Origin of the sequence: Polymorphobacter fuscus (assembly GCF_011927825.1) — a bacterium.
Taxonomy (GTDB): Bacteria; Pseudomonadota; Alphaproteobacteria; order Sphingomonadales; family Sphingomonadaceae; genus Sandarakinorhabdus; species Sandarakinorhabdus fusca.
On record NZ_JAATJI010000001.1, the window covers coordinates 1,198,984 to 1,221,475 of the forward strand.

The 22,492-nt window shown below is 68.3% G+C and carries 22 protein-coding genes, 2 tRNA genes and 1 pseudogene; 9 read left to right on the forward strand and 16 right to left on the reverse strand.

Annotation, left to right across the window (positions count from 1 at the left end; genetic code table 11):
- Nucleotides 1–2 precede the first annotated feature (2 nt).
- Both GGQ62_RS05740 and GGQ62_RS05745 read right to left on the reverse strand, forming a co-directional pair.
- A tRNA-Gly gene (locus GGQ62_RS05740) sits at nucleotides 3–76 on the reverse strand.
- Nucleotides 77–122: 46 nt separating this feature from the next.
- Nucleotides 123–196, reverse strand: a tRNA-Cys gene (locus GGQ62_RS05745).
- 142 nt (nucleotides 197–338) lie between these two features.
- Here GGQ62_RS05745 and GGQ62_RS05750 point away from each other — a divergent pair.
- From GGQ62_RS05750 to GGQ62_RS05765, 4 genes are read left to right on the forward strand one after another with little or no spacing between them, the layout of a single operon-like run.
- Entirely contained in the window at nucleotides 339–1,058 is a 720-nt protein-coding gene (locus GGQ62_RS05750; RefSeq protein ID WP_152579121.1) for a protein-L-isoaspartate O-methyltransferase family protein, read from the forward strand.
- Between the two features lie 16 nt (nucleotides 1,059–1,074).
- Entirely contained in the window at nucleotides 1,075–2,505 is a 1,431-nt protein-coding gene (locus tag GGQ62_RS05755; RefSeq protein ID WP_167649492.1) for a TolC family outer membrane protein, read from the forward strand.
- A gap of 9 nt (nucleotides 2,506–2,514) precedes the next feature.
- The gene (locus GGQ62_RS05760) at nucleotides 2,515–2,808 is read left to right on the forward strand and encodes a DUF2497 domain-containing protein (protein ID WP_152579119.1); all 294 of its coding nucleotides are present in this window, start codon (nucleotides 2,515–2,517) and stop codon (nucleotides 2,806–2,808) included.
- Nucleotides 2,805–3,152: a DMT family protein gene (locus GGQ62_RS05765; protein WP_152579118.1), complete on the forward strand. Its 348-nt coding sequence runs from the start codon at nucleotides 2,805–2,807 to the stop codon at nucleotides 3,150–3,152. The genes GGQ62_RS05760 and GGQ62_RS05765 overlap by 4 nt, the downstream gene beginning before the upstream one ends.
- Before the next feature lie 5 nt (nucleotides 3,153–3,157).
- On the opposite strand, the gene GGQ62_RS05770 is transcribed toward GGQ62_RS05765, so the two are convergent.
- On the reverse strand, nucleotides 3,158–3,562 hold the full coding sequence (locus GGQ62_RS05770) for a GtrA family protein (RefSeq protein ID WP_167649493.1): 405 nt from the start codon (nucleotides 3,560–3,562) through the stop codon (nucleotides 3,158–3,160).
- 153 nt (nucleotides 3,563–3,715) lie between these two features.
- Between GGQ62_RS05770 and GGQ62_RS05775 the strand changes: the two genes are divergently transcribed.
- The gene (locus GGQ62_RS05775) at nucleotides 3,716–5,032 is read left to right on the forward strand and encodes a hypothetical protein (RefSeq protein ID WP_167649494.1); all 1,317 of its coding nucleotides are present in this window, start codon (nucleotides 3,716–3,718) and stop codon (nucleotides 5,030–5,032) included.
- Here GGQ62_RS05775 and GGQ62_RS05780 read toward each other — a convergent pair.
- Entirely contained in the window at nucleotides 5,006–6,010 is a 1,005-nt protein-coding gene (locus GGQ62_RS05780; RefSeq protein WP_152579115.1) for a glycosyltransferase family 2 protein, read from the reverse strand. The two genes, GGQ62_RS05775 and GGQ62_RS05780, sit on opposite strands and share 27 nt — an antisense overlap.
- 210 nt (nucleotides 6,011–6,220) lie before the next feature.
- On the opposite strand from GGQ62_RS05780, the gene GGQ62_RS05785 reads away from it, so the two are divergent.
- Together GGQ62_RS05785 and GGQ62_RS05790 are read left to right on the forward strand one after the other, a co-directional pair.
- Nucleotides 6,221–9,094, forward strand: a complete 2,874-nt coding sequence (locus tag GGQ62_RS05785; RefSeq protein WP_152579114.1) for a valine--tRNA ligase — start codon at nucleotides 6,221–6,223, stop codon at nucleotides 9,092–9,094.
- 111 nt (nucleotides 9,095–9,205) lie between these two features.
- A complete protein-coding gene (locus GGQ62_RS05790) occupies nucleotides 9,206–9,691 on the forward strand; it encodes a GAF domain-containing protein (RefSeq protein WP_152579113.1) in 486 nt (161 codons plus the stop codon).
- Nucleotides 9,692–9,938: 247 nt separating this feature from the next.
- On the opposite strand, the gene GGQ62_RS05795 is transcribed toward GGQ62_RS05790, so the two are convergent.
- The 11 genes and pseudogenes from GGQ62_RS05795 to GGQ62_RS05845 all read right to left on the reverse strand — a co-directional run bounded on the left by GGQ62_RS05795 (nucleotide 9,939) and on the right by GGQ62_RS05845 (nucleotide 19,557).
- Nucleotides 9,939–10,502 carry a F0F1 ATP synthase subunit B family protein gene (locus GGQ62_RS05795; protein ID WP_152579112.1) on the reverse strand — a complete coding sequence of 188 codons (564 nt, stop codon included), beginning with the start codon at nucleotides 10,500–10,502 and terminating at the stop codon, nucleotides 9,939–9,941.
- 9 nt (nucleotides 10,503–10,511) lie between these two features.
- Nucleotides 10,512–10,991 (reverse strand): F0F1 ATP synthase subunit B family protein, encoded by a 480-nt coding sequence (locus GGQ62_RS05800; RefSeq protein WP_152579111.1) that lies wholly within the window; start codon nucleotides 10,989–10,991, stop codon nucleotides 10,512–10,514.
- An 8-nt stretch (nucleotides 10,992–10,999) separates the two neighbouring features.
- Nucleotides 11,000–11,224 carry an ATP synthase subunit c family protein gene (locus GGQ62_RS05805; protein WP_152579110.1) on the reverse strand — a complete coding sequence of 75 codons (225 nt, stop codon included), beginning with the start codon at nucleotides 11,222–11,224 and terminating at the stop codon, nucleotides 11,000–11,002.
- A gap of 49 nt (nucleotides 11,225–11,273) precedes the next feature.
- The gene (locus tag GGQ62_RS05810) at nucleotides 11,274–12,023 is read right to left on the reverse strand and encodes a F0F1 ATP synthase subunit A (RefSeq protein WP_167649495.1); all 750 of its coding nucleotides are present in this window, start codon (nucleotides 12,021–12,023) and stop codon (nucleotides 11,274–11,276) included.
- 7 nt (nucleotides 12,024–12,030) lie between these two features.
- The gene (locus GGQ62_RS05815; RefSeq protein WP_152579109.1) at nucleotides 12,031–12,309 is read right to left on the reverse strand and encodes an AtpZ/AtpI family protein; all 279 of its coding nucleotides are present in this window, start codon (nucleotides 12,307–12,309) and stop codon (nucleotides 12,031–12,033) included.
- A 194-nt stretch (nucleotides 12,310–12,503) separates the two neighbouring features.
- Nucleotides 12,504–13,184 carry a peptidase gene (locus tag GGQ62_RS05820; protein ID WP_152579108.1) on the reverse strand — a complete coding sequence of 227 codons (681 nt, stop codon included), beginning with the start codon at nucleotides 13,182–13,184 and terminating at the stop codon, nucleotides 12,504–12,506.
- A 74-nt stretch (nucleotides 13,185–13,258) separates the two neighbouring features.
- Nucleotides 13,259–16,669 carry a chromosome segregation protein SMC gene (smc, locus tag GGQ62_RS05825; RefSeq protein ID WP_167649496.1) on the reverse strand — a complete coding sequence of 1,137 codons (3,411 nt, stop codon included), beginning with the start codon at nucleotides 16,667–16,669 and terminating at the stop codon, nucleotides 13,259–13,261.
- Nucleotides 16,670–16,697: 28 nt separating this feature from the next.
- Complete coding sequence (locus tag GGQ62_RS05830; protein WP_152578741.1) at nucleotides 16,698–17,447, reverse strand: thioredoxin domain-containing protein; 750 nt, start codon at nucleotides 17,445–17,447, stop codon at nucleotides 16,698–16,700.
- 69 nt (nucleotides 17,448–17,516) lie between these two features.
- Nucleotides 17,517–18,188, reverse strand: a complete 672-nt coding sequence (locus GGQ62_RS05835) for a DsbA family protein (protein ID WP_243446282.1) — start codon at nucleotides 18,186–18,188, stop codon at nucleotides 17,517–17,519.
- A gap of 139 nt (nucleotides 18,189–18,327) precedes the next feature.
- Nucleotides 18,328–18,423 (reverse strand): annotated as a pseudogene (locus tag GGQ62_RS16755) (PEPxxWA-CTERM sorting domain-containing protein); the annotation flags it as partial.
- Nucleotides 18,424–19,050: 627 nt separating this feature from the next.
- Nucleotides 19,051–19,557 (reverse strand): DUF721 domain-containing protein, encoded by a 507-nt coding sequence (locus GGQ62_RS05845; protein WP_243446277.1) that lies wholly within the window; start codon nucleotides 19,555–19,557, stop codon nucleotides 19,051–19,053.
- Between the two features lie 26 nt (nucleotides 19,558–19,583).
- Here GGQ62_RS05845 and GGQ62_RS05850 point away from each other — a divergent pair, with 26 nt between their 5' ends.
- Together GGQ62_RS05850 and nudC are read left to right on the forward strand one after the other, a co-directional pair.
- Nucleotides 19,584–20,627, forward strand: coding sequence for an A/G-specific adenine glycosylase (locus GGQ62_RS05850; protein WP_243446687.1), 1,044 nt, complete (start codon nucleotides 19,584–19,586; stop codon nucleotides 20,625–20,627).
- A complete protein-coding gene (nudC, locus tag GGQ62_RS05855; protein ID WP_243446278.1) occupies nucleotides 20,624–21,547 on the forward strand; it encodes an NAD(+) diphosphatase in 924 nt (307 codons plus the stop codon). The genes GGQ62_RS05850 and nudC overlap by 4 nt, the downstream gene beginning before the upstream one ends.
- Before the next feature lie 34 nt (nucleotides 21,548–21,581).
- On the opposite strand, the gene GGQ62_RS05860 is transcribed toward nudC, so the two are convergent.
- On the reverse strand, nucleotides 21,582–22,472 hold the full coding sequence (locus GGQ62_RS05860; protein WP_152578745.1) for an MBL fold metallo-hydrolase: 891 nt from the start codon (nucleotides 22,470–22,472) through the stop codon (nucleotides 21,582–21,584).
- Between the last annotated feature and the right edge of the window lie 20 nt (nucleotides 22,473–22,492).

Sequence of the window (22,492 nt, forward strand, 5' to 3'; positions counted from 1 at the left end):
GTTGGAGCGGGTGAAGGGAATCGAACCCTCGTCACTTGCTTGGGAAGCAAAAGCTCTACCATTGAGCTACACCCGCCTGCCGCGGCCGCGGCCGTCATGCCGAAGCATCGCGCCGAAGCAACTGGAGGCCCGACCGGGAATCGAACCCGGGTTCACGGATTTGCAGTCCGTTACGTCACCACTCCGCCATCGGGCCGTGCCGAAACACAGCCGGGGCCGCGCGTCGGAGGCGCTCCATAGCAATGCCGCTTGGCGCGGGCAAGCTTGATAGCTAGACGGTATCGGCGCTGATACGAATTCGATTGCGGCTCAGCTGTGTTACTATTATCAGACAGTCAATGCTGCGAGAACCGCCCGTGACCCCTGCCTCCACCACTGACACCACGCCTGCCGCCGCCCCTGCCGCCGACGCCGCCCCGGCGGCGGGTGCTTCGGCCGTGTTGCGCCAGACGATGATCGACAGCCAGTTGCGCACAGTCGGCATCATGGACGCCGATGTCGTGCGGGCCTTTGGCGCCGTGCCGCGCGAACGCTTCATGCCGGCGGCGGCGGTGGGGCTTGCCTATGCCGATGCCGCGATCGAGGTCGCGCCCGGCCGGTGGCTGCTGGAACCGATGACACTCGGCCTGTTGTTGCAGAACGCCCGGGTGATGCCGTCGGACCGCGTCCTCGTCGTCGGTGCCGCCACCGGCTACACCGCTGCGATCCTTGCCGAAATCGGCGCGCGGGTGACGGCGCTGGAAAGCGATGCCGGGCTCGCCGCGCTGGCGCAGGCGGCGGGTGTCGCTGTGGTCAGCGGTCCGCTGGTCGATGGCTGGGCAGCCGATGCCCCCTATGACCTGGTGGTGTTCGAAGGCGCCATCGCGCTTGTGCCGCCGGCGATCGCCGCGCAGCTGGCGCCCGGCGGCCGCGCCGCGGCGGTGGTGCGCGATGGCGCCGTCGGCAGTGCCCATGCCGGGCCGGTGCTGGCGGACGGCAGCATCGGCGGGCTGGCGTTTCTGGAGGTTGCGGCGCGTCCGCTTCCGGGTTTCGAACGGCCGCGCCGCTTTGCCTTTTGATGCGAAAGACCAACTGATGTCGCCGACCCGACCCTATACGGCCCTGCTGCTGGCCGCCGCCATCATTGCTGTCCCCGCCCGTGCCGACAATCTGGCGGCGGCGCTGGAGGCAGCCTATGAACAGAACCCCGATATCGCGGCGCAGCGCGCGCTGGTGCGCCAGAGCGACGAGGAGATCCCGCAGGCGCTGGCGCCGGCGCGGCCGCAGGTCGGGGCACAGCTGACCGCCGACCAGGCCGCGCTCGACGCCTTCACCGACAACGGCCGCACCTATCGCGCCGGGTTGAGCCTGTCGCAGTCGCTGTACCGCGGCGGCCGCACGCGGTCGGCGACCACGGCGGCGGAAAACCGGGTGCTGGCCGCCCGCGCCCGCCTTCGCGCCACCGAAAACCAGATCGTCCTCAACACGGTGACGGCCTATGCCGATGTGCTGCGCTTCGCGCGCGTCGTCGAGCTCAACAGGAGCCAGGTCAATGTTCTGGACCGCGAGCTGCAGCAGTCGCGCGACCGGTTCGAAGTCGGCGACCTGACGCGCACCGACGTGGCGCAGAGCCAGGCGCGGCTGGCCAATGCCCAGTCCAACCTCGTCGTCGCCGAAAACCAGTATGCCGCCGCTCGCCAGGCCTATCTGCGCGTCGTCGGTCGGCTGCCGCAGGACCTGGAACCGTTGCCGCCGCTGCCGATCCTGCCGGGCAACGCCGGCGAAGCGGTCGACCTGGCGCGCGAGAACGCCCCCAATCTGCTCGCCGCCCGCTTCGACGAGGCCGCGGCGCGCTATGATGTCACCAACTTGCAGCAGCAGCGGCTGCCGACGGTCGACATGCAGCTGAGCGGTGCCTATTCGCGCTTCGAAGGCGGCGGCGGCGGCGCCAACTTCGTCCGCCAGGGCAGCTTCATCACCCAGGACGCGCTGGTCACGGCGACCGTGCCGATCTGGCAGCGCGGGCTGGTCGGCAGCCAGGTCCGCCAGGCACAGCAGCGCCGCAGCCAGCTGGCGGCGCTGATCACCTCCACCGACCGCCAGACCGAGGAAAGCGTCGTCAACAGCTTCAACCAGCTGCGCGCCGCCCGCGCCGTCATCGAGGCCAACAAGGTCGCCGCCGATGCCAATGCGCTCGCCGCCGAAGGCGTCAAGCAGGAGAATCAGGTCGGCACCCGCACCATCATCGAAGTCCTCAACGCCGAACAGGAACGGCTGAATTCGGAGGTCAATCTGGTCACGGCGCGCCGCGACGAGCAGGTCGCGGCCTATTCGCTGCTGTCCGCCGTCGGTGCCGCCGAAGCGGTGGCGTTGGGCGTGCCGGTGGAACGCTATGATCCGACCGCCAACACCAAGCGCGTTCGCCGCCTGCTCGGCGAAGGCGGCGACCCCAATGTCCCGGCGCTGCCGGTGCCGGTCGCCGACCGCGCGACCCAGTCGCTGGTCATCGGCCCGCCGAAGCCATAAACTGGTGCGATGACCGAAACGCCCGACCTCGACGCCATCCTCGAATCGATCCGCCTGCGGATGACGGGCGACGCGGCACCCCCCGCAGCGCCGCCACCGCAGGTCGCGGCGCCGCCGCCGCTGCGCAAGGCGCCGCTGGTCCCGCCGCCGGCCGCGAGCACGGGCACCACCGTCGACGCGCTGGTGACATCGATCCTCGAACCGTTGCTGCGCCAGTGGATCGACGCCAACCTGCCCGAAATCTGCGAGCGGGTGGCACAGCAGGAAATCCGGCGTCTCACGGCACAGTCGCGGGACACATGATCGCCCTGTCCCCGGGCTGGACGGCGGCGGCGCTGCTGCTGGTGTCGAACATCTTCATGACCGTCGCCTGGTACGGCCATCTGAAGTTCAAGGGCGCGCCGCTGCTGACCGTCATCCTGGTCAGCTGGGGCATTGCCTTTTTCGAATATTGCCTCGCCGTGCCGGCCAACCGCATCGGCTCCGGCGCGCTGACGGCGCCGCAGTTGAAGGGCATGCAGGAGATCATCTCGCTGCTGGTCTTCGCGGTGTTTTCCACGACCGTCCTGGGCCAGGCGGTGACGCCGCGGCAGGCGGCGGGGTTCGCGCTGATCGTCGTCGCCGCGGTGCTGATCATCGGCGAATAAGAGGATCAGCGCGGCGCGAGGATGACCCGGTAGCGCAGGAAGTTGAACACCGCCGACACGCCGGTGCCGATGACAAAGGCCAGCCAGATCGGCAGGCCGATATAAAGCCCGGCCGAATACAGCGCATAGTTGATCGCGGCACCGACCGCCGCCGTTGCGGCATAGGCGGCGAATTCGCGCCAGCTGGGCGGCGCCGCGCTGCGGAAGGTCAATTGCCGGTTGAGCCACCAGGCGACGACCAGCGCCACCAGGATTGAGGCGATCCGCGCCAGATAGGGCGACATGCCGACCGCCCCCAGCCCGGCGAGAACGCCGAAATCGATTGCCGCCGTCGTCAGACCGACACCGATGAAACGCAGCGCCTGGCCCTGCCAGCCATCGGCCCAGCCTGGGGGCAAGGTCAGCGCCATGGGGACCGGCGCAGGTTCGAGAGCGGAGCAGCGTGCATGGCGCGTTATTGCCGGTTTGCAGTGACGGAACAATGACCGCGGGGGGACTGGAACGGACGGTGGACTGTGTGCGGACGGCATGGCAGACGGTCGAAGGTTAATAGGGGGTTTTCGATGGCTTCGCCGTTCGCCGCAGTCTCTCGGGCGTTGGCCTGGCGTCGCCTGCCCGTGCTGCTGCTGCTCGCCGGCGCGCTGCTGCGGCTGGTCTGGGCCGTGGCGACACTGCCCGGCAGCCATGCCGGCGGTGAAATCGCCAATGTCGCCATCGCCTATGCGCACACCGGCGTGCTCGCCGATGCCTTTCGCCCCGGCCAGGGCCCGACGGCGCATGTGCTGCCGCTGCCGCCGGTCTATGCCGGGTTGATCTACCGCGCGCTCGGCGTGCACGCGCCGGCGGCGGAACTGGTCCTCGCCGGCAGCGCCATTGCGCTGGTCATGGCCGGCTATGCCCTCTTCTATCGCGCCTTCGGGCTGATGGGCATGCCGCGCCCGTGGCGGATCGCGGCGCTGGCGGCGCTGTGCCTGGTGCCGCTCAACATGCAGCTCGAAATCGAAACCTTCCGCATCTGGGAAGGCGGGTTGAGCGTCGCGGTGGCGGCGCTGTTCCTGTGGGGCCTGCTGACGCTGGAGCGCCGTGCCGAAGTCGGCTGGGGCGCCATCATCGCCATGGCGCTGCTGGCGGCGCTGCTGTTCTTCATCAGCCCGCCTTTGGGGCTCGCCGGCTATCTCGGCGCGCTGCTGTTGCTGATCGGTCGGCTGCCGCTGCGCCGCTGGGCGGGTGCCGCCGGCATCGCGGTGGCGGCACTGGCGCTGCTGATCGCGCCCTGGGCCTGGCGCAACCAGCAGGTGATGGGCGAGGCGTTGCCGCTGCGCAGCAATGCCGGGCTGGAACTGGCGCTGGGCAACCACCCGGCGGCGGCCGGCCCCGGCGATCCGCGCGCGGTCTTCAAGGCCCGGCTGGACGAAATCCACCCGTTCGAAAGCGACAGCGCCTTTGCCGCGATGCAGGCCGCGGGCGGCGAGATTGCCTATGCCCGGGGCCTCGGCACCACGGCGAAGGACTGGATCACCAGCCACCCCGCCGATTTCGCCCGGCTGTGCGGGCGGCACCTGCGCGACTTCTTCTTCCCGCCCGCCTGGCTGTGGAACGTCTATTCGGGCGCCAGCCGTGGCACGATGGTCAAGGTCGTCATCAACGCCCTGCTGTCGGCAGCGGCGCTGACCGGGGCGCTGGTCGCCGGCATCGCCGCGTGGCGGCGCTACCGTTTCGCGATCCTCATGCTGGTGGTGCCGACGCTGCCCTATGTCATCGTCCAGCCGGTGCTGCGCTATCGCTACATCATCTACGCGCTGTCGGTGTTCTTCGCCGCCGATCTCGCCAGCCGGTTGCAGCGGCGCCGGGGTTCAGCCGCGGCCGACGGGGTCCGCTGACAATTGCAGGTAGAACAGCCGCTTCATTTCGCGGCGGCCCCGGGTCACCGTATCGAGAATGCCGCCGGCAAAGGCCGAAAACACCGCGATGATGACCAGCCCGGTGACCAGGATGGCGGTCGGAAAGCGCGGCACCAGCCCGGTTTCCATGAAGGTGACGACCAGCGGCACCGCGAGGACCAGCGCCACCAGCAGCAACACGCCGGCGATGATGCCGAAGAAGCGCACCGGCCGTTCGGCGCGATACAGGTTGAGCATGGTGATCAGGATGCGGAACCCGTCGCTGTAGGTGCTCAACTTCGACGTCGAGCCTTCGGGCCGCGCCCCGTAGCGGGTGGTGACTTCGGCCACCGGCATCATCAGTTCGAGCGCATGGATGCTGATTTCGGTCTCGATCTCGAAACCCGCTGACAGCACCGGGAAGGATTTGACGAACCGCCGCGAAAAGACCCGGTAACCGGTCAGGATATCGGTGAACGACTGTTTGAACATCGACGTCAAAAGGCCGGTCAGCATCTTGTTGCCGAACTGGTGGCCGCGGCGGTAGGCGGCGTCGACCTGGCTGGCGCGCGCGCCGACGACCATGTCGAGCCGTTCCTCGACCAGCCGCCGGATCATTTCGGGCGCGGCTTCCGGGTCGTAGGTGGCATCGCCATCGGCCATCACATAGACATCGGCATCGACATCGGCGAACATCCGCCGCACCACGGCACCCTTGCCCTGCTGGCGTTCGCTGCGCACGATCGCGCCGGCGGCGGCGGCGACTTCGCAGGTACGATCCCTGGAATTGTTGTCGAAGACATAGATGTCGGCGTCGGGCAGCGCGGCGCGAAAGCCGGCAATGGTCGCACCGATCGCGACTTCCTCGTTATAGCAGGGCAGAATGACCGCGACGCGGACCTGTTGGGCGCGCGCCGTCGGATGCAGGTCGACGACGGTGCGTTCGAGAAGATCGGCGGTCGGAACATGGGCCGTCATGACGCATCGTCTCCGGATAGAGTATAACGAAATCAACTGGTTGGTTGAGCCGTCGCGCCGACCTTCCCCCTTCTCAAAGGGCTAGCAGTTGTTAATTTGTGTTAAAAGATACGCAAAGGGAGTATGTCGGATGTGCCCGGAGCGCGGCGTCGGCACCGGCTGTGTTGCCAATGCTTCCCCGTCGCGGCTTCTGCCGCTAACAGCATCGCCATGAACGCTCCCGAGACCCTCATCGACAAGACCTTCAGCCCCGCCGACTTCGAACAGCGGCTCTATGCGCAATGGGAAGCATCGGGCGCCTTCCGCCCCGATCGGCCCGATGCCAAACCCTATACCATCATCATCCCGCCGCCCAATGTCACCGGGTCGCTGCACATCGGCCATGCGCTCGACAACACGCTGCAGGACCTGCTGATCCGCTGGCACCGGCTCAATGGCCGCGACGCGCGCTGGGTGGTCGGCACCGACCATGCCGGCATCGCGACGCAGATGGTGGTGGAACGCCGGCTCGCCGATGCGGCGCCGCCGACGACGCGCCAGGCGATGGGGCGCGCGCGCTTCCTCGAGACCGTGTGGGACTGGAAGCGTGAAAGCGGCGGCACGATTACTCAGCAGCTGCGCCGCCTGGGCGCCAGCTGCGACTGGGCGCACGAGCGCTTCACCATGGACGAAGGCTTCAACACCGCGGTGACGCGCGTGTTCGTGACGCTCTACAATCAGGGCCTGCTCTATCGTGACAAGCGGCTGGTCAACTGGGACCCCAAGCTGAAGACCGCGATTTCGGACCTGGAAGTCGAATTTCGCGAAGTCGAAGGCAATTTGTGGCACTTCCGCTATCCGCTGGAGGACGGCTCGGGCTTCATCGCCATCGCTACCACCCGCCCGGAAACCATCCTTGGCGATGGCGCCGTGGCGGTGAACCCGGACGATCCAAAAATGGCGCACTACGTCGGCAAGCGCTGCCGGCTGCCGCTCGTTGATCGCCTGATCCCGATCATCACCGACAGCTATGTCGAAGCCGATTTCGGTTCGGGCGCCGTCAAGATTACCGCCGCGCATGATTTCAACGATTTCGAAGTCTACAAGCGCCATCCTGAAGCCGATATCCCGGTCATCAACCTGATGAACCCCGACGGCACGATGAGCGATGCCTGCCCCGAAGCCTATCGCGGCCTGACCCGCGAGGACGCGCGTAAAAAAGTCGTTGCCGATTTCGAAGCCCTTGGCCTGCTCGACAAAATCGAACCGCATCGCCACCAGGTCCCCTATGGCGACCGCTCCGGCGTGGTCATCGAACCCTATCTGACCGACCAATGGTATGTGAACGCCGCCGAGCTTGCGAAGCCTGCGCTGGCAGCGGTGCGCTCGGGCGAAACCCAGTTCGTGCCGAAAACCTGGGAAAAGACCTATTTCAACTGGATGGAGAACATCCAGCCGTGGTGCGTGAGCCGGCAGTTGTGGTGGGGGCACCAGATTCCGGCGTGGTATGGTCCGTCCAAAGATGAGTTGGAGCGCCGGTCCACGCAGAGCATGCACGAGATCAGCCGGGAGCTCTTCTCCGGGGTCAAGTCAGAACCCAATTGTTTTGTTGCTGAAACCGCTGCAGATGCGCTTCAACAAGCGCAAGAATATTACGGTCCTGAATGGCATGTAGCGGACGCGAGCGGGGCCGCTTGGGAAACAATACAAGGCGACAGTCAACTACCGACGCTTTTCCTGACCCGCGACGAAGACGTCCTCGACACCTGGTTCTCGTCGGCGCTCTGGCCCTTCGCCACCCTCGGCTGGCCCGACGAAACACCCGACCTCGCCCGCCATTACCCCGGCGATGTCCTCGTCACCGGCTTCGACATCATCTTCTTCTGGGTCGCGCGCATGATGATGCAGGGCCTGCACTTCATGGACGACGTTCCACCGTTCAAGACCGTCTATTGCCACGGCCTCGTCCGCGACGCCAAGGGCGCCAAGATGTCGAAATCGAAGGGCAACACCGTCGACCCGCTGGTGCTCGTCGACAAATATGGCGCCGACGCCCTGCGCTTCACCCTGACCGCGATGGAAAGCCAGGGCCGCGACATCAAGCTCGATGAAAAGCGCGTCGAAGGTTATCGCAACTTCGCAACCAAACTGTGGAACGCCGCACGCTTCTGCCAGTCGAACGGGATCAGCGGCTCGACCAGCATCGCCCCGCCACCGGCGCAGAACGCCGTCAACCGCTGGATAATCGGCGAAGTGGCTGCCACCGCGCGCGCGCTCGAAACCGCGATTCAGACCTTCCGCTTCGATGCCTATGCCGACACCATTTACAGCTTCGCGTGGAACCGCTTCTGCGACTGGTATCTGGAACTGACCAAGCCGCTGCTGGCCGAGGGCGCAGACGCGGGCGTTGCCGCCGAAACGCGCGCCGTTTCCGGCTGGGCGCTCGACCAGATCCTCGTCATGCTCCATCCGGTCATGCCGTTCCTGACCGAAGAACTCTGGCACAAGCTGGGGACGCGAACGCGCGACCTCATCGTGTCCGACTGGGTCGCCGCCGACCTGCCGGTCGATGCGGACGCCAGTGCGGATATCGAATGGCTGATTTCAGCAGTCACGGGCATCAGAACTGCCAAATCTGATTTGGGCATCGCAGTAAGACGTCGTTTGCCTGCGCTTATGATCGTAAACTCTGTTGATGCCGAATTTAGGGCAAACCGGTGCCAAGCTTTAGTCGAAACGCTAGCTGGCGTCGGATTTCTGGGCGGCGTGTATAACGAATTGGTCCATGGACAAGGCGGATCGCAGAACCTTCTTACTTCGCTAAAAAACAAACATGGCTTCTCGGCAATCATTGAGGTTGTATCGAGTGAAGCTCTGTTTGTCATGGACGTCGGCGATGCCGTCGACCTCGCCGCCGAACGGGCGCGCCTGGAGAAGGCCATCGCCACCGCCGTCAAGGAACGCGATGCGCTGGCCGGCCGCCTCGCCTCCCCGGGCTTTACCGAAAAGGCCAAACCCGAAGCGGTCGAAAAGGCCCGCGAGGATCACGCCGCGCGCAGCGCCGAGGCCGAGCGGCTGGCAGCGGCGCTGGCGCGGTTAGGGTAATTATCGTCATCCCGGGCTTGACCCGGGATCCCGCTTTGTTCGCACGCCGGCAGAAGCAGCGGGATCCCGGGTCAAGCCCGGGATGACGAGAGAAGAATGGAAGCAATTTGAATGTCCTTCACCGCCCAGCCCCTCGCAGCCGACAAGGCCGAAGCCTATCGCGACCTCGCCCAGCAACTTACCGCACTGATCGGCGATGAGCGCGACGCCATCGCCAATGCCGCCAACACCGCGGCGCTGCTGTTCGACCTGCTGCCCGACCTCAACTGGGCGGGATTTTATTTCCTGAAGGACGGCGAACTCGTCCTCGGCCCCTTCCAGGGCAAGCCGGCGTGCATCCGCATCGCCATCGGCAAGGGCGTCTGCGGCGCGGCGGCAGCCACCCGCACATCGCAGGTCGTCGCCGATGTCCACGCCTTTCCCGGCCATATCGCCTGCGATGCGGCCTCGGCGTCGGAACTGGTGGTGCCGCTGCTGCATGGCGACACGCTGCTCGGTGTGCTCGATCTCGACAGTCCGGTGGCGGGGCGGTTCGATGATGCGGATCGCGCAGGTATCGAAGCCGTCGCCGCAATCTGGGTCAAGGCAAGCGCTTGAAACCTTCCCCACCGGGGGGAGGTCGGATTCGCAGCCGAGCCGGGTGATGAGCGCTCGAGCGCGGAAGAGAAAACCCCTCTCCTGGGCCGCGCTGCGCACGTCTCTCGACCTCCCCCCGGCGGGGGGAGGTATAGCGTTCAACACCCAGCACCAGCTGTGCGGTGCCGATGTCGCCGGGGAAGCAAAGGCCCCGCTCATCCCGAGCGAAGTCGGGGGACGTTCCAATGGCAGAGCGCCCTGCCGGGGATCAGTGCAGCCGACGCTCCAGGCCCAGGATGGCGTCGTCGGTCATCCGCGCCTGCAAGGCGGGGTCGGCCTTCGCCGCGATCAGCGTGGCGGCGGCGGCGGTGACGCGGCGCGCCACATCGGCGCGCAGATCGGCTTCGGCGGCGCGCTCGGCGGCGGCGATCTTGGCTTCGGCAGCGACGGTGCGGCGTTCGATGGTCAGTTCGGCGGCGCGGCGGCTTTCGTTGATGAGCTCGGCCGCTTCCGCCTCAGCACGGGCGACGATCGCTTCGGCATCGCGCGTCGCGGCATCGCGGGCGCGGGTGGCACCGGCGAGCAGCGCTTCGGCTTCGGCGCGGATCGCCTTGGCTTCGTCGAGCTGGCGCTTGACGCCGGCGATCCGGTCATCGAGGGCGCCAGCGATGCGCTGCGGCAGCTTGGCGAGGATGATCGCCAGCGCGAAAAAGATGAACATCGAAACGCTGACCCAGGCCTCGGCGTTGAGCCCGAGGAGCAAGGGGCCCTCATGCGCGCCCTCGGCGGTCATCGCCTGGGTTTCGATGGTATCGATGGAAGGTTCGACCACAAGCCGGTCCTATTTCTGTGCCGAAAGCACGGCTTCGATTTCGGCCGGCGGCACCGACAGCCCGGTCAGCCGCGTCACCGCTTCCGCCGTCAATTCGGTGGTGGTGGCGGCGAGCGTGGCGCGTGCCGCGTCGCGCGCCCCGGCCAGCCGCGCCGCGGCATCGGTCGCCTTGCCATCGAGCACCGCGGCAAGGTCCTTCAACCGCGCCTCGGCTGCGCCCGCAGCATCGGCCTGCGCCGCTGCGACCCGAGCCTGGGCGGCGTCGCGGGCCGCGGCCATGCCGGTGTCATAGCGGGTGCGGATTGCATCCGCCTCCGCCTTGGCGGCTTCGGCGGCATCGAGATCGCCGGCGACCCGAGTCTCGCGTTCGTCGATGACCCGGCCGACCTTGGGCAAGGTCGGCCGAATGACGGCGAAGTAGAGCACCGCGAAAATCGCGGCCAGCCACGCCAGCTGGGGCAGCCAGGTTGTCGGGTCGAACTGCGGCACGGATCAGGTCAGCCGAACGCGAGGGCGAGCGCGACGACGGCCGCGATCAGGCCGAGCGCTTCGGTCACGGCGAAGCCGAAGATCAGGCGGGCGCCGAGCTTGTCGGCAGCGGCCGGGTTGCGCAGCGCGCCCGACAGGAACATGCCGAAGATGAGGCCGACGCCGATGGCGGCGAACCCGGCGCCCATGGCGGCAAGACCGGCACCGATCAGCTTGGCAGATGCAACGTCCATTATAAGTCCTTCTCAGTAAATCAGTTTTGGGGTGATGGGGGATGAAGCGTCAGTGGAGGTTGACGGCATCGTTGAGGTAGATCGACGCCAGCAGCGCGAACACATAGGCCTGGACGACCGCGATCAGCAGTTCCAGCGCCGTCAGCGCGACGTTGACCGTCAGCGGCACCAGGCCGAACACATAGGGCAGCGCCTCGAACGAGCCGAGGGCGATGACGAAGCCGCCGAAGACCTTCAACAGCACATGGCCGGCGGTCATGTTGGCGAACAACCGGATCGCCAGGGTGAAGGGGCGCGACAGGAAGGACAGGAATTCGATCGCCGCGACCAGCGGCAGGACGAAGATCGGCGTGCCTTCGGGCAGGAACAGCGTGAAGAAATGCAGGCCGTGCTTGGCAAAGCCGACGATGAGCACGAGCACGAACACGATCGCCGCAAGCCCGAACGTCACCGCGATATGGCTGGTGGGCGTGAAGGCGTGGAGAAAGGGGATCAGCCCGAGCAGGTTGCAGGCCAGGACGAAGATGAAAACGGCGAAGATCAGCGGCGCGTATTTCAGCCCTTCGCGGCCGACATTTTCGCGCAACATGTCACGTATGAAATCATAAAGATATTCGACGGCGGCCTGGGCGCGGCCGGGGACAAGCTGCGGCTTGGCGGTGCCGATGTAGAGGAACGCCGCGATCGCCAGCATGGCGACGAGCATCCACAGCGACGAATTGGTGAACGACACGTCGTTCCCGGCCACGGCGAGGGGCACGATCCGTTCGATCGAAAATTGCTCCATCGGGTTGGCCATTGCGCGTCTATTCCCCGTCGATCTTTTTCTGCTGGCGCAACACCGAGCGCAGGCCCGTCGCAAACCCCAGCAACAACAACATGATCATTCCCCACGGACCGGTGCCGGCCCAGCGATCGATGACCCAGCCGAGGAACCCGCCGACCAGCATCGCACCCACGAATTCGAGCGCGACCGACCAGCCCTGGCTTTCCTCGCGCTTCCGGCCGTCACGGCGTGACGGTTCGGCTTCGCGGGCCGCGGCGATGCGGCGCGCAAGCGCATCATCATCGTGGTGGTTGGCCAAGACGGGGGAACCCCTGCGTAACTGAAAAGAATCGGCTGCAACAAAAGGTCTGAAACAGGCCGATGGCCCCTGACAGCAACGCCGTCAAAGCTTGGCCGCGCTCTATATAGGGGGGGCCGAACTGTCAACCGCGCTGCAACGCGGCATGTCGCGTCGCGCCGGGGCGGACAGGCCCCGGCGCGACGCCAGTGCGATCAGCGCGGGCGTTCCATGCGCGGTCCGCCCGAGCGCGACGGCTGGCCGCCCTGCTGCCGCATGTCGGTCCGCTGCTGCTGCCGGGCGGCACGATTCTCGCGATAGGCCTGGCGCTGTTCGCTGCTGCGAAAGGCCCGCTGGCCCTGAGGCACCCCGGCAATGCCATTGGCGATGCCGCGGCTGACGGCGTCCGGCCGGCCCTGCCCCGAATAGCCCGGACGCACCTGCCCCGGACCACCGGGCCGGCCCTGGCCCGCATAGCCGGGGCGCGGGCCGTTATAGCCGGGGCGGACATAACCTGGCCGGCCATAGCCGGGCCCGCCGACAGCGGGCCGCGGGACATAGCCGTTGGGCCGAACCCGCTGCTGCCAGAAACGCTGCTGCGCCTGCGACCAGTTGCGGCGGTTGCCGACACGGTCGTACACGTAATAGCCGTTGCCGGGGTAGTAATAGCCCTGCGACCAGCCGAAGCCCGTCCCGACATAGCCGAACGGCACCGACCGATAGCCGAAGGGGTCGCCATAATAATTGTCATAGGCGTCGCCATATTGCAGGCCGCCGTAACCGCCATAGTTGCCGCCACCGAAGCCGCCGCCATAGCCATAGCCCGTCGAGCAGGCGGCAAGGCCAAGAGCAGCAGCGCCGATGACGGCGGCGCGAAGCACGAATTTACGCAACATCAAGCAACTCCTGAATGGGGCAGACATGGCCTGCACCCTGCCACTATAACGACCGACAAGGCCAGCCGGGTCCGTCACCCTACCGCCAGTAAGCTTGCGGCAGCCTGAAGATCGACGCTCACCAGCTGCGAAACCCCGGGCTCTCCCATCGTCACCCCGTAAAGCCGGTGCATCCGGCTCATCGTCACGGCATTATGGGTGACGATCAGGAAGCGCGTTGCCGTTTCGGTCGCCATCCGGTCGAGCAGGTCGCAGAAGCGCTCGACATTGGCGTCATCCAGCGGCGCATCGACTTCGTCGAGCACGCAGATCGGCGCCGGGTTGGCGAGGAACAGCGCGAAGATCAGCGCCGTTGCTGTCAACGCCTGCTCGCCGCCCGACAAAAGCGTAAGCGACTGCAGCTTCTTGCCCGGCGGCTGCGCCATGATCTCCAGCCCGGCCTCCAGCGGATCGTCCGATTCGATCAACGCCAGCTCGGCCTCGCCGCCGCCGAACAAATCGGTGAACAGGGTGCGGAAATGGCCGTTGACCGCGGCGAACGCCGCCGCCAGCCGCGCCCGACCCTCCCGGTTCAGGCTGCCGATCGAACCGCGCAACCGGGCGATGGCGGTTTCCAGCTCGGCCTTTTCGGCAAGCGTCGCCTCTGCCTGCGCCTCGAGCTCGGCAAGTTCGATATCGGCACGCAGGTTGACGGGGCCGAGTCGGTCGCGCTCCTCCGACAAAACGTCATGGGCTGCCGCCGCGGCGTCGGGATCCTCGGCAACATGCGAAAACCCCAGCCGCCCCGGCAGCACCGGCGGCGGCACGCCGAAACGGTCCCCCGCCAGCCGCTCCACCGCCAGCCGCGCCGCGTCCTGGTGCTCGGCTTCGGCGCGGGCGGTCGCCCGCGCTTCCCGCGCCGCCGCCACGGCCTCATCGGCGGCGCGCGCCTGTGCCGTCAGCGCCGCCAGCGCGGTTTCGGCGCGGGCGAGGGTATCGGCAGCCGCGTCCCGCGCCGCGTCCGCATCGGCGCTGCGGGTCGCCAGCGCGGCAATTTCGGAAGCGATCGCCGCCTCGCGTGCCGCCAGCCCGGCGCGTTCGGCACGCGCCGCGTCGCCGCGCCCGGCCAGTTCGGCCAATTGCCCGGCGCTGGCGTCGCGCCGCCGTTGCCAATCGGCGCGTTCGCCGGCGATGGCGGCAATGCGCCGCTGCGCCGATTCGATCTCGCGGCGCCGTGCGTCCACCGCTGCGGCGCGGGTGCCGACGGCGGAACGCGCTGCATCCGCATCGCGCCGGGCGACCGCCAGCGCTTCGGCAAGGCCGGCCAGAACCCCCGCAGCCGGCACGGCAGCGCGCGCCGATTCGCACTCGGCCGCCAGGCGCGCGCCTTCGGCAGCGGCGCGTTCGATCGCCGATGCCAGGCTCGCGGCCTCGCCGGCGCGGCGGCTGGCGGCGGTTTCGGCGGCGGCAAGCGCCGCCCGTGCTTCGGCCAATGCCCGCGCGGCGGCCTCGCGCCCCGCCCGCGCCCGCCGTTCGGCCTCCTGCGCCGCCGCGGCCGCGGTCACTGCGGTTGCCAGCGCCGCCGCTGCCGCATCGAGCGCAGCCTGCCCCGCAGTGCGCTCGCGCTGCACTTCGCCAAGCCGGCGCCGCGCCCGAAGCTGCGCCGCCGCCGCCTCGGTGCGACCGCCGGCATCGACAAAGCCATCCCAGCGCCACAGTGCCCCGGCCATCGTCACCAGCCGCTGGCCGGGGTGCAGACGCGGTGCCAGCGCCGGCGCGTCGGCGGCCGCCACGACGCCGATCTGCGCCAGCCGCCGCGCCAGTTCCGGCGGCGCCGTCACATGCGTCGCCAGCGCCATCACGCCTTCGGGCAGCGCCGGGTCGTTGCCCGTTGCCGCACCGGCCCAGCGGCGCGGCGCGGCGCTGTCGGCGGGGCCGGCATCGAGATCGTCGCCCAGCGCTGCCGCCAACGCCGCCTCATAACCCGGTTGCGTCTCCACCCGTTCGGCCATGCGCGGACCCTTGACGGCATCGGCTGCCAGCCGCTTGGCCAGCGCATCCGCCTCCGCGGCGAGGCCGGCGAGCGTCGCCCGCGCCGCCGCATGCTGCGCCGCCGCCTCGGCACGCGCCGCCTCGCAACCCGGGCGCGCCGCCTCGGCTTCGGCGAGGCCGGCCTCGGCTGCGGCCAGCGCGTCGGTCGCCGCAGCGACCCGCTCCGCCAGCGCCGCCGTATCGGGGGCCGGCGCCAGCCGTGCCTGCCGCGCCGCCAGATCGCGCGCCTCCCCCTGCGCCCGCGCCAGCCGCGCCGTTGCCGCCGCCACATTCGCTTCGGCAGCGCGCGCCCCGGCTGCTGCGGCGGCATGGGCGTCGACCGCGCTGGCCAGTGCCGCTTCCGCCGCGCCGCCGGCAGCGATGGCCGCCGCAGCCGCCGTCGCTTGCCCCGGCAGCGCCGCCTCGGCTGCCGCCAGGGCCGCCGCCAGCGTCGACACCTCCGCTTCGAGCCGTGCCTCGGCCGCCATGGCATCCGCGCCCAGCGCCTGTTCGCGCGCAATGTCCCGCGCTACTGCCGCCAGCGCCGCATCGATGTCGCCGCGCCGCCGCACCGCCGCGGTCCGTTCGGCGTCGAGCAGCGCACGCGACTGGCGCAGCGCCTGCACGGCCGCTGCCGCCTCGGCTTGCGCCAGCCGCAGGTCGGGCAGCGCGGCATTTGCTGCTGCCGCGTCCGTTGCCAGCCGCGCCGCCACCCGGGTCAGGTCATCAGCCTTGCCGTCCGCATCCGAGGCTGCCGCCCGCGCTGCTTCGGATCCGGACCGGGCCGCCGTCCAGCGCGCAAACAGCGATGCCGCTTCCGCAACCTTCAACCGGTCGCTCAGCCCGCGATAGCGTTCGGCCACGCGCGCCTGGCGACGCAGTGCATTGGCCTGGGTTTCGATGCCGCGCACGACATCGTCGATCCGTTCCAGATTGGCTTCAGCGGCGCGCAGGCGGATTTCGGCTTCGCGGCGGCGCACGTGGAGGCCGGCGATGCCGGCGGCTTCCTCCAGCAGCATCCGCCGCTCGGCCGGCTTGGCGGCGATGATCGCGCTGATCCGGCCCTGGCCGACAATGGCGGGCGAATGCGCCCCGGTGGCAGAATCGGCGAACAGCAGCCGCACGTCCTGGGCGCGGGCATCGCGCCCGTTGATGCGATAGTCGGACCCGGCGCCGCGTTCGATGCGGCGGCTGACCTCGACTTCCTCCCCGGCGCTGCCGGCCAGCGCCAGCGTCACCTGCGCCAGGCTGCGCATCGGCCGCTTGCCGGTGCCGGCGAAGATGACATCGTCCATCCCGCCCGATCGCATCGACTTGGGGCTGCCCTCCCCCATCACCCAGCGCAGCGCTTCGAGCAGGTTGGACTTGCCGCAGCCGTTGGGGCCGACGACGCCGGTCAGCCCCGGTTCGATTCGCAATTCGGTCGTTTCGACGAAGGATTTGAACCCCGCCAGCCTGAGCGCGCGGAATTCCAACGTCAGCGAAACCGAAGGCGCGCCGCCATTACGACAGCGCTGCCTTCAACTTGGGCTCGAGCGCGTCCCAGGTGAACACGCCTTCCTGCGTGACGCCGTTGATGATGAAGCCGGGCGTTCCGGTCAGCTTGTAGGTGTCGGTCGCCTGGGTGCGCAGCGCCGCCAGCTTTTCCAGCGCCGCCTTGTCGGCGAGGCACTGGTCGAACTTGGCGCGCGGCATGCCGCGGGTGCGCATATATTCGTCGAGCTTGCCGAGTTCGGCGAGCGCGGCGATCTGCTGGTCCTCCGGCAGCGCCGAAAGCCGCTTGCTGTCCTCCGGGGTCAGCTTGGTGAACGGCTCGGTCCAGCTCGTCTGGTCGGTGAAGAAGGCGGCGAGCAGGCCGAAGAACGGCTCCGCCCCCTGGCAGCGCGCCAGCATGGAAGCGGCATAATCGGGACCGTTGAGGACGAAGTTGCGGAATTCATAGGAGACATTGCCGCTGGCGACATATTTGTCGCGAATCGTTGCCATCGCCGCTTCGTGGAATTCGCTGCAATGCGGGCAGGTCAGCGAAGCGAATTCGAGCAGTTTCACCTTGGCGTCGGGGTTGCCGATACGAAAGCCACCCTCCGGCGTCGCCGCCGTGACCTTGGTCCAGTCGGTGCCGGCGGGAACGGCAGCGGCGCCTGTGGTCGTCGTCGTGGTCTCGGTCTTGGCCGTCTCGGCGGTCTTGTCGCCGCAGGCGGCGGTGGCCAGCGCAAGGCCGGCGAGCAGGATCGAACGCAATGCAATCGTCATCGAATACCCTCAATACGGCGTGTCGCCAGCGGCGCAAACGGCTGTCGCCGGCGGCGCGCCGGGCGACTGTTACGGTTTAGGCGACTTCAGCGCCGCCTGCAATTTCGGTTCCAGCCCGGCCCAGTCGAACACCCCGGGCACCGGCACGCCGTTGATGCCGAAGGTCGGCGTGCCTTCCAGCTTGTAATTGGTCAGCGCGTCGTTGCGCACGGCGAGCAGCCGGGCCTGCGCCGCCTTGTCGGCGAGGCACGCCGGGCTGCGCGCCAGCGGCACGCCGCGCGCATCGGCCCAGCGATCGAGCCCCGAACGCGTCGCCATTTCGGCCGGCTGCTGTTCGGGCGGCATCGCGCTGATCGCCTGGTTGTCGGCGGCGGTCATCGCTTCGAAGCCCTTGGTCCATTCGCCCTGTTCGGCGAACAATTTGCCGGCGAAGGCGAGCGCCGGGCGCGGCGCCTGGCAGGCGACGAGCAGCGACGCCGAAAAATCGGGTCCGTTGCGCACGAAGCTGCGCTGTTCGAACGAAACATTGCCGGTGGCGAGATATTTCGCCTTCAGCGCGGGCAGGCCGCTTTCGTGAAAGGCCTTGCAATGGCTGCAGGTATAGGACGCGAATTCGACCAGCTTTACCTTCGCCGCCGGGTTGCCGATCAACAGCCCGCCCGACGGGGTCGCCGCCACGGTGTTCGCCCAGTCGGTCTTGGCCAGCGCCGGCGTGGCAAGCAACGCCGCGGCAAGCAACATCAAGGCAGGCCGGCGTGCAATCATCAGGCAAGGCTCCAAGTCGAACAACTTGCCGATACCTTAGGCACGCCAACCGGCGATGAACAGGGTGCAGCACGCACCCTGTTCGCCGCCGGCGCCCGTTTGCAATTGGCCCGGTTCAGGCCGCCAGTGCCGTGCGCCGCCGCATCATCGCCCCGGTCAGGCCGAAGCCCGCGATCATCATCGCCCAGCTCGCCGGTTCCGGCACCGCCCCGGCACCGCCGCCATTGCTGGCGAGATCGTAGCGGAAATTGTCGAAGAACATGCCTTCCTCATCCGGCCGGCCGTCGAGGATGACCTGCGTCAGCCCGCTGTAACCGGTCAGTTCGACCCGGCGCGGGCCAAAACCGCGCGGCAGCGTCAGCGAAAAGCTGTCGGCGCCGGCGCTGCCGACAAGGCTGATCGCAAGGATGCCGGTGGTATCGACCTGATAGACGTCGAACGACAGATTGTCGGCCGGCGTCGCGAAATCGATGGTCAGCGTCGACCGGCAGGCGTTGGTCGCATGCGGGCACAATGCCGTGTTGGTATAGCCGGCCCAGGTGAAGAAGCGCATGCCATTGGCCGAGGAAAAGGTCGCATCGCCATACGTCACCGGGCCGGTGAGCGCCACATTCGCCGGCTGGTCGGAAAAATCGACCGTCTCGGTTGCCCGCGCCGCCCCCGCGCAGCCCAGAATCAGCGCCACCACCAGCGCCACGCCAATGCGAAACCCGTCAGTTCGAAACCCTGTTGTCGCAACCATCGTCATGTCCCCTTGGCCACCCGGGATCGGGCGGTTGGGAAAGGTCTGATAAAGGCCGGGAATCTTGCCGCAACACCCTGAAAAGGGGGATGGCGGTCAGCGCACGATCGGCGGGCCGCGGCTGGTCGACAGGGCTTCAGCGAGCGATTGCAGGCTGGCGCGCAGATCGGGATCGGCGATGTCGCGCAGGGTCGATCGCGTTTCGTCGGACAGTTCGGCCGGTACCGGCACCGCGCCGCGACGCGCCGGCGGATCGATATCGGCCTGGCGCAGCTGCATGCGGGCGACGGCGTTATAACCGAGCAGGCGGTTGACCCGCTCGATGACCTGCGGTTCGACATGCGCCAGCATCGGCGCCAGCGCGCCCGACACGGCGACTTTCAGGATTCCGCCGTCTTTCTTGCCGCGCGGCATGGTCAACGATTCGGGCCGGCTGTGGCGGGCGTAGCGGTCCCCCACGATCTCCGCCCAGCGCGCGACGACGACGCTCTGGGTGAAACCGAATCGCCGGAATGCCTGGCCGCCGATGGCGGGCACCAGGTCGGCGACGCGGCGCGGGCGCCGCGAGCGTTCCGGCGGTGGAGATTCGGGTTTTTTGGCCATTGGCGTTTCCATGCCATAGCCGGCGCGTGACCGATAGCGCGACACGTCTGCTGAACTGGTATGCCGGCCATGCCCGCACCCTGCCCTGGCGGTCGCCGCCCGGCGCGCCGCTGCCGGCCGACCCCGATTGGCCATACCGCGTCTGGCTGTCCGAAATCATGCTGCAACAGACGACCGTTGCCGCCGTGCAGCCCTATTTCACCGCCTTTACCGCGCGCTGGCCCGATGTCGCGGCCCTCGCCGCTGCCGACGATGCCGACGTGATGCAGGCCTGGGCAGGGCTGGGCTATTACGCCCGCGCCCGCAATTTACTCGCCTGCGCCCGCGCCGTGGTGCGCGATCATGGCGGGCGGTTCCCTGGCGACGAGGCCGTGCTGCGCAGCCTGCCGGGAATCGGCGACTATACAGCCGCCGCCGTCGCCGCCTTCGGCTTCGGCCGCCACGCCATCGTCATCGACGGCAATGTCGAGCGCGTCACCACCCGGCTGTTCGCCATTGCCACGCCGCTGCCCGCCGCGCGCGCGGTGATCCGGTCCCGGCTGGCGGCGCTGGTGCCCGCCGCCGCGGGGGATTTCGCCCAGGCGATGATGGATCTCGCCGGGCGCATCTGCACGCCCCGCGCGCCGCGCTGCGAAGCCTGTCCGCTGCGCCCCGATTGCGCTGCGGCGGCGGCCGGCAATCCGGAGGAGTATCCGGTCAAGCCACCGCGCCGCGCCCGCCCGGTCCGCCACGGCACGACATGGTGGATCGAAGCCGGCGGCGCGGTGCTCACCGTCGTCCGGCCGGCGCGCGGCCTGCTCGGCGGCATGCGCGCGCTGCCGTCGTGCGACTGGCAGGGCAAAGCGGCGCCGCCGCTGCCCGGCGACTGGCACGACCTCGGAACGGTCAGCCACGGCTTCACCCATTTCGCGTTGCAGTTGCAGGTGCTGGGGCAGCGGCTGGCAACGCGGCCGGCGCTGGACGGCGACTGGCTGCCGATTTCACAGCTTGACGGCGCCGGCCTGCCGACGCTTTTCGCCAAGGCGGCGGTGCTGGCACGGTCGCAGCCGGACAGGATGGAGGCCCGATGACCGACAGCAAGACAATGTTCGACGGCTGGAATGTTCCCGCCGTGGGCCTCACCGGCTCGCCGCTCGACCGCGCCGACCATCTGCGGCGCGACCCCGGCGCGATGGTGGCGCTGCGCAGCCGGCCCGACGCGCGCTGGCTGGTGATGGACGATCTGAAGCCGGTGCTGACGCAGGGCGAACATCCCGATATCCTCTGGGCCTATCGCTCCGACGTGCCGCACGATGCGGTCAGCGTCTTCCTGGGGCTGGCGGGCAGCAAGGATGGCGGCGCGCCGCGTTTCGCCGCTGCCGCCCCCGCCGCCGACCTGGTTGCCGACTTTGGCGGCAAGGTCGTCGATGCCCGCGCCGCCGCGGTGATGCTCGGCGATGGCCGCGCCGAAATCGTGGCACAGGCGCGCTCGCTGCTCGATTGGCACGCCCGCCACAAATTCTGCGCCAATTGCGGCGCGCCGACGGTCCTCAACAAGGCCGGCTATGCGCGCAGCTGCCAGGGCTGCGGTGCCGAGCATTTCCCGCGCACCGACCCGGTCGTCATCATGCTGGCGATCAACGGCGACCATGCGCTGGTCGGCCGCCAGCCCAATTTCCCCAAGCGTTTCTTCTCGGCGCTGGCCGGCTTTGTGGAGCCCGGCGAAAGCCTGGAGGAAGCCGTGGCGCGCGAACTGTTCGAGGAAGCCGGCATCCGCACCGCCCGCGTCCGCTACCTCGCCAGCCAGCCCTGGCCCTTCCCGTCGTCGCTGATGGTTGCCGCCTTCGCCGAGGCAACCAATGTCGACATCACCCTCGACACCGACGAGCTGGAGGAAGCCCGCTGGGTGACAAAGGACGAGGTGCGCGCCGCGCTCGCCGGCACCGGCGACTGGCTGGCGCCGCCGCCGATGGCGATCGCGCACACGCTTTTGCAGGCATGGGTGGCATAGGGCGGGGAACGCATCCGGCGGTGGCGGCCCGCTGTCACGGCATATCGGGTGATTCCCGGCGCTGCTTCCACTTCACCGGAATGCGCAGATAGGTGACGCCGTTCGCGTGCGCCTGGTCGAAATGGCCGGCACGAATATTGACCTGGATCGAGGGCAGCAGCAGCTTGGGGACCGGCAGGCCGGCGTCGCGCTGCTCGCGCATGGCGACAAAATCGTCCTCGCTCACGCCGTCATGGACGTGCACGCTCGACCGGCGCTGCGCACCGACGGTCGTCTCCCAACGATAATCGTCGCGGCCCGGCGCCTTGTAGTCGTGGCACATGAACAGCCGGGTTTCGTCGGGCAGCGCCAACAGGCGGCGGATCGATCGATAGAGCGTGCGCGCATCGCCGCCCGGAAAGTCGGCGCGCGCGGTGCCATAGTCCGGCATGAACAGCGTATCCCCGACGAACGCCGCATCGCCGATCCGATAGGCGATATCGGCAGGCGTATGCCCGGGCACATGCAGAACCTCGACCGTAAGCGCGCCGATCGCGAAGCGCTCGCCATCGTCGAACAGCCGGTCGAAATCCGATCCGTCCGTCTTCAGATCGTCCATCGCGAAAACCGGGCGGAAGATCTTCTGCACGTCGCGGATATGCGCGCCGATGCCGATCCATGCCCCGCTATGGGCCTTGATGAACGGCGCGGCCGACAGGTGATCGGCATGCGCGTGCGTTTCTAGCACCATCGCGATCCGCCAGTCATCGTCGCGCGCAAAGGCCAGGATCTGCTCGGCAGATCGCGTGTCGGCGACACCGCTCGCCATATCGAAATCGAGCACCGGGTCGATCACCGCAGCGGTGCGCGTCGCGGGATCGCCGACCAGGTAGCTGATCGTGTTCGTCGGCGCGTCGAAGAATGCCTTGATGAATGGCTGTGTCATGATCGTCCTCCACTGGGACT

Excerpts from the sequence above, each read along its gene's own strand:
- GGQ62_RS05750 (WP_152579121.1), top strand. The coding sequence starts at position 339 with ATGCTGCGAGAACCGCCCGTGACCCCTGCCTCCACCACTGACACCACG.
- GGQ62_RS05755 (WP_167649492.1), top strand. The coding sequence starts at position 1,075 with ATGTCGCCGACCCGACCCTATACGGCCCTGCTGCTGGCCGCCGCCATC.
- GGQ62_RS05760 (WP_152579119.1), top strand. The coding sequence starts at position 2,515 with ATGACCGAAACGCCCGACCTCGACGCCATCCTCGAATCGATCCGCCTG.
- GGQ62_RS05765 (WP_152579118.1), top strand. The coding sequence starts at position 2,805 with ATGATCGCCCTGTCCCCGGGCTGGACGGCGGCGGCGCTGCTGCTGGTG.
- GGQ62_RS05770 (WP_167649493.1), bottom strand. The coding sequence starts at position 3,562 with ATGGCGCTGACCTTGCCCCCAGGCTGGGCCGATGGCTGGCAGGGCCAG.
- GGQ62_RS05775 (WP_167649494.1), top strand. The coding sequence starts at position 3,716 with ATGGCTTCGCCGTTCGCCGCAGTCTCTCGGGCGTTGGCCTGGCGTCGC.
- GGQ62_RS05780 (WP_152579115.1), bottom strand. The coding sequence starts at position 6,010 with ATGACGGCCCATGTTCCGACCGCCGATCTTCTCGAACGCACCGTCGTC.
- GGQ62_RS05785 (WP_152579114.1), top strand. The coding sequence starts at position 6,221 with ATGAACGCTCCCGAGACCCTCATCGACAAGACCTTCAGCCCCGCCGAC.
- GGQ62_RS05790 (WP_152579113.1), top strand. The coding sequence starts at position 9,206 with ATGTCCTTCACCGCCCAGCCCCTCGCAGCCGACAAGGCCGAAGCCTAT.
- GGQ62_RS05805 (WP_152579110.1), bottom strand. The coding sequence starts at position 11,224 with ATGGACGTTGCATCTGCCAAGCTGATCGGTGCCGGTCTTGCCGCCATG.
- GGQ62_RS05810 (WP_167649495.1), bottom strand. The coding sequence starts at position 12,023 with ATGGCCAACCCGATGGAGCAATTTTCGATCGAACGGATCGTGCCCCTC.
- GGQ62_RS05820 (WP_152579108.1), bottom strand. The coding sequence starts at position 13,184 with ATGTTGCGTAAATTCGTGCTTCGCGCCGCCGTCATCGGCGCTGCTGCT.
- GGQ62_RS05830 (WP_152578741.1), bottom strand. The coding sequence starts at position 17,447 with ATGACGATTGCATTGCGTTCGATCCTGCTCGCCGGCCTTGCGCTGGCC.
- GGQ62_RS05835 (WP_243446282.1), bottom strand. The coding sequence starts at position 18,188 with ATGTTGCTTGCCGCGGCGTTGCTTGCCACGCCGGCGCTGGCCAAGACC.
- GGQ62_RS05845 (WP_243446277.1), bottom strand. The coding sequence starts at position 19,557 with ATGGCCAAAAAACCCGAATCTCCACCGCCGGAACGCTCGCGGCGCCCG.
- nudC (WP_243446278.1), top strand. The coding sequence starts at position 20,624 with ATGACCGACAGCAAGACAATGTTCGACGGCTGGAATGTTCCCGCCGTG.
- GGQ62_RS05860 (WP_152578745.1), bottom strand. The coding sequence starts at position 22,472 with ATGACACAGCCATTCATCAAGGCATTCTTCGACGCGCCGACGAACACG.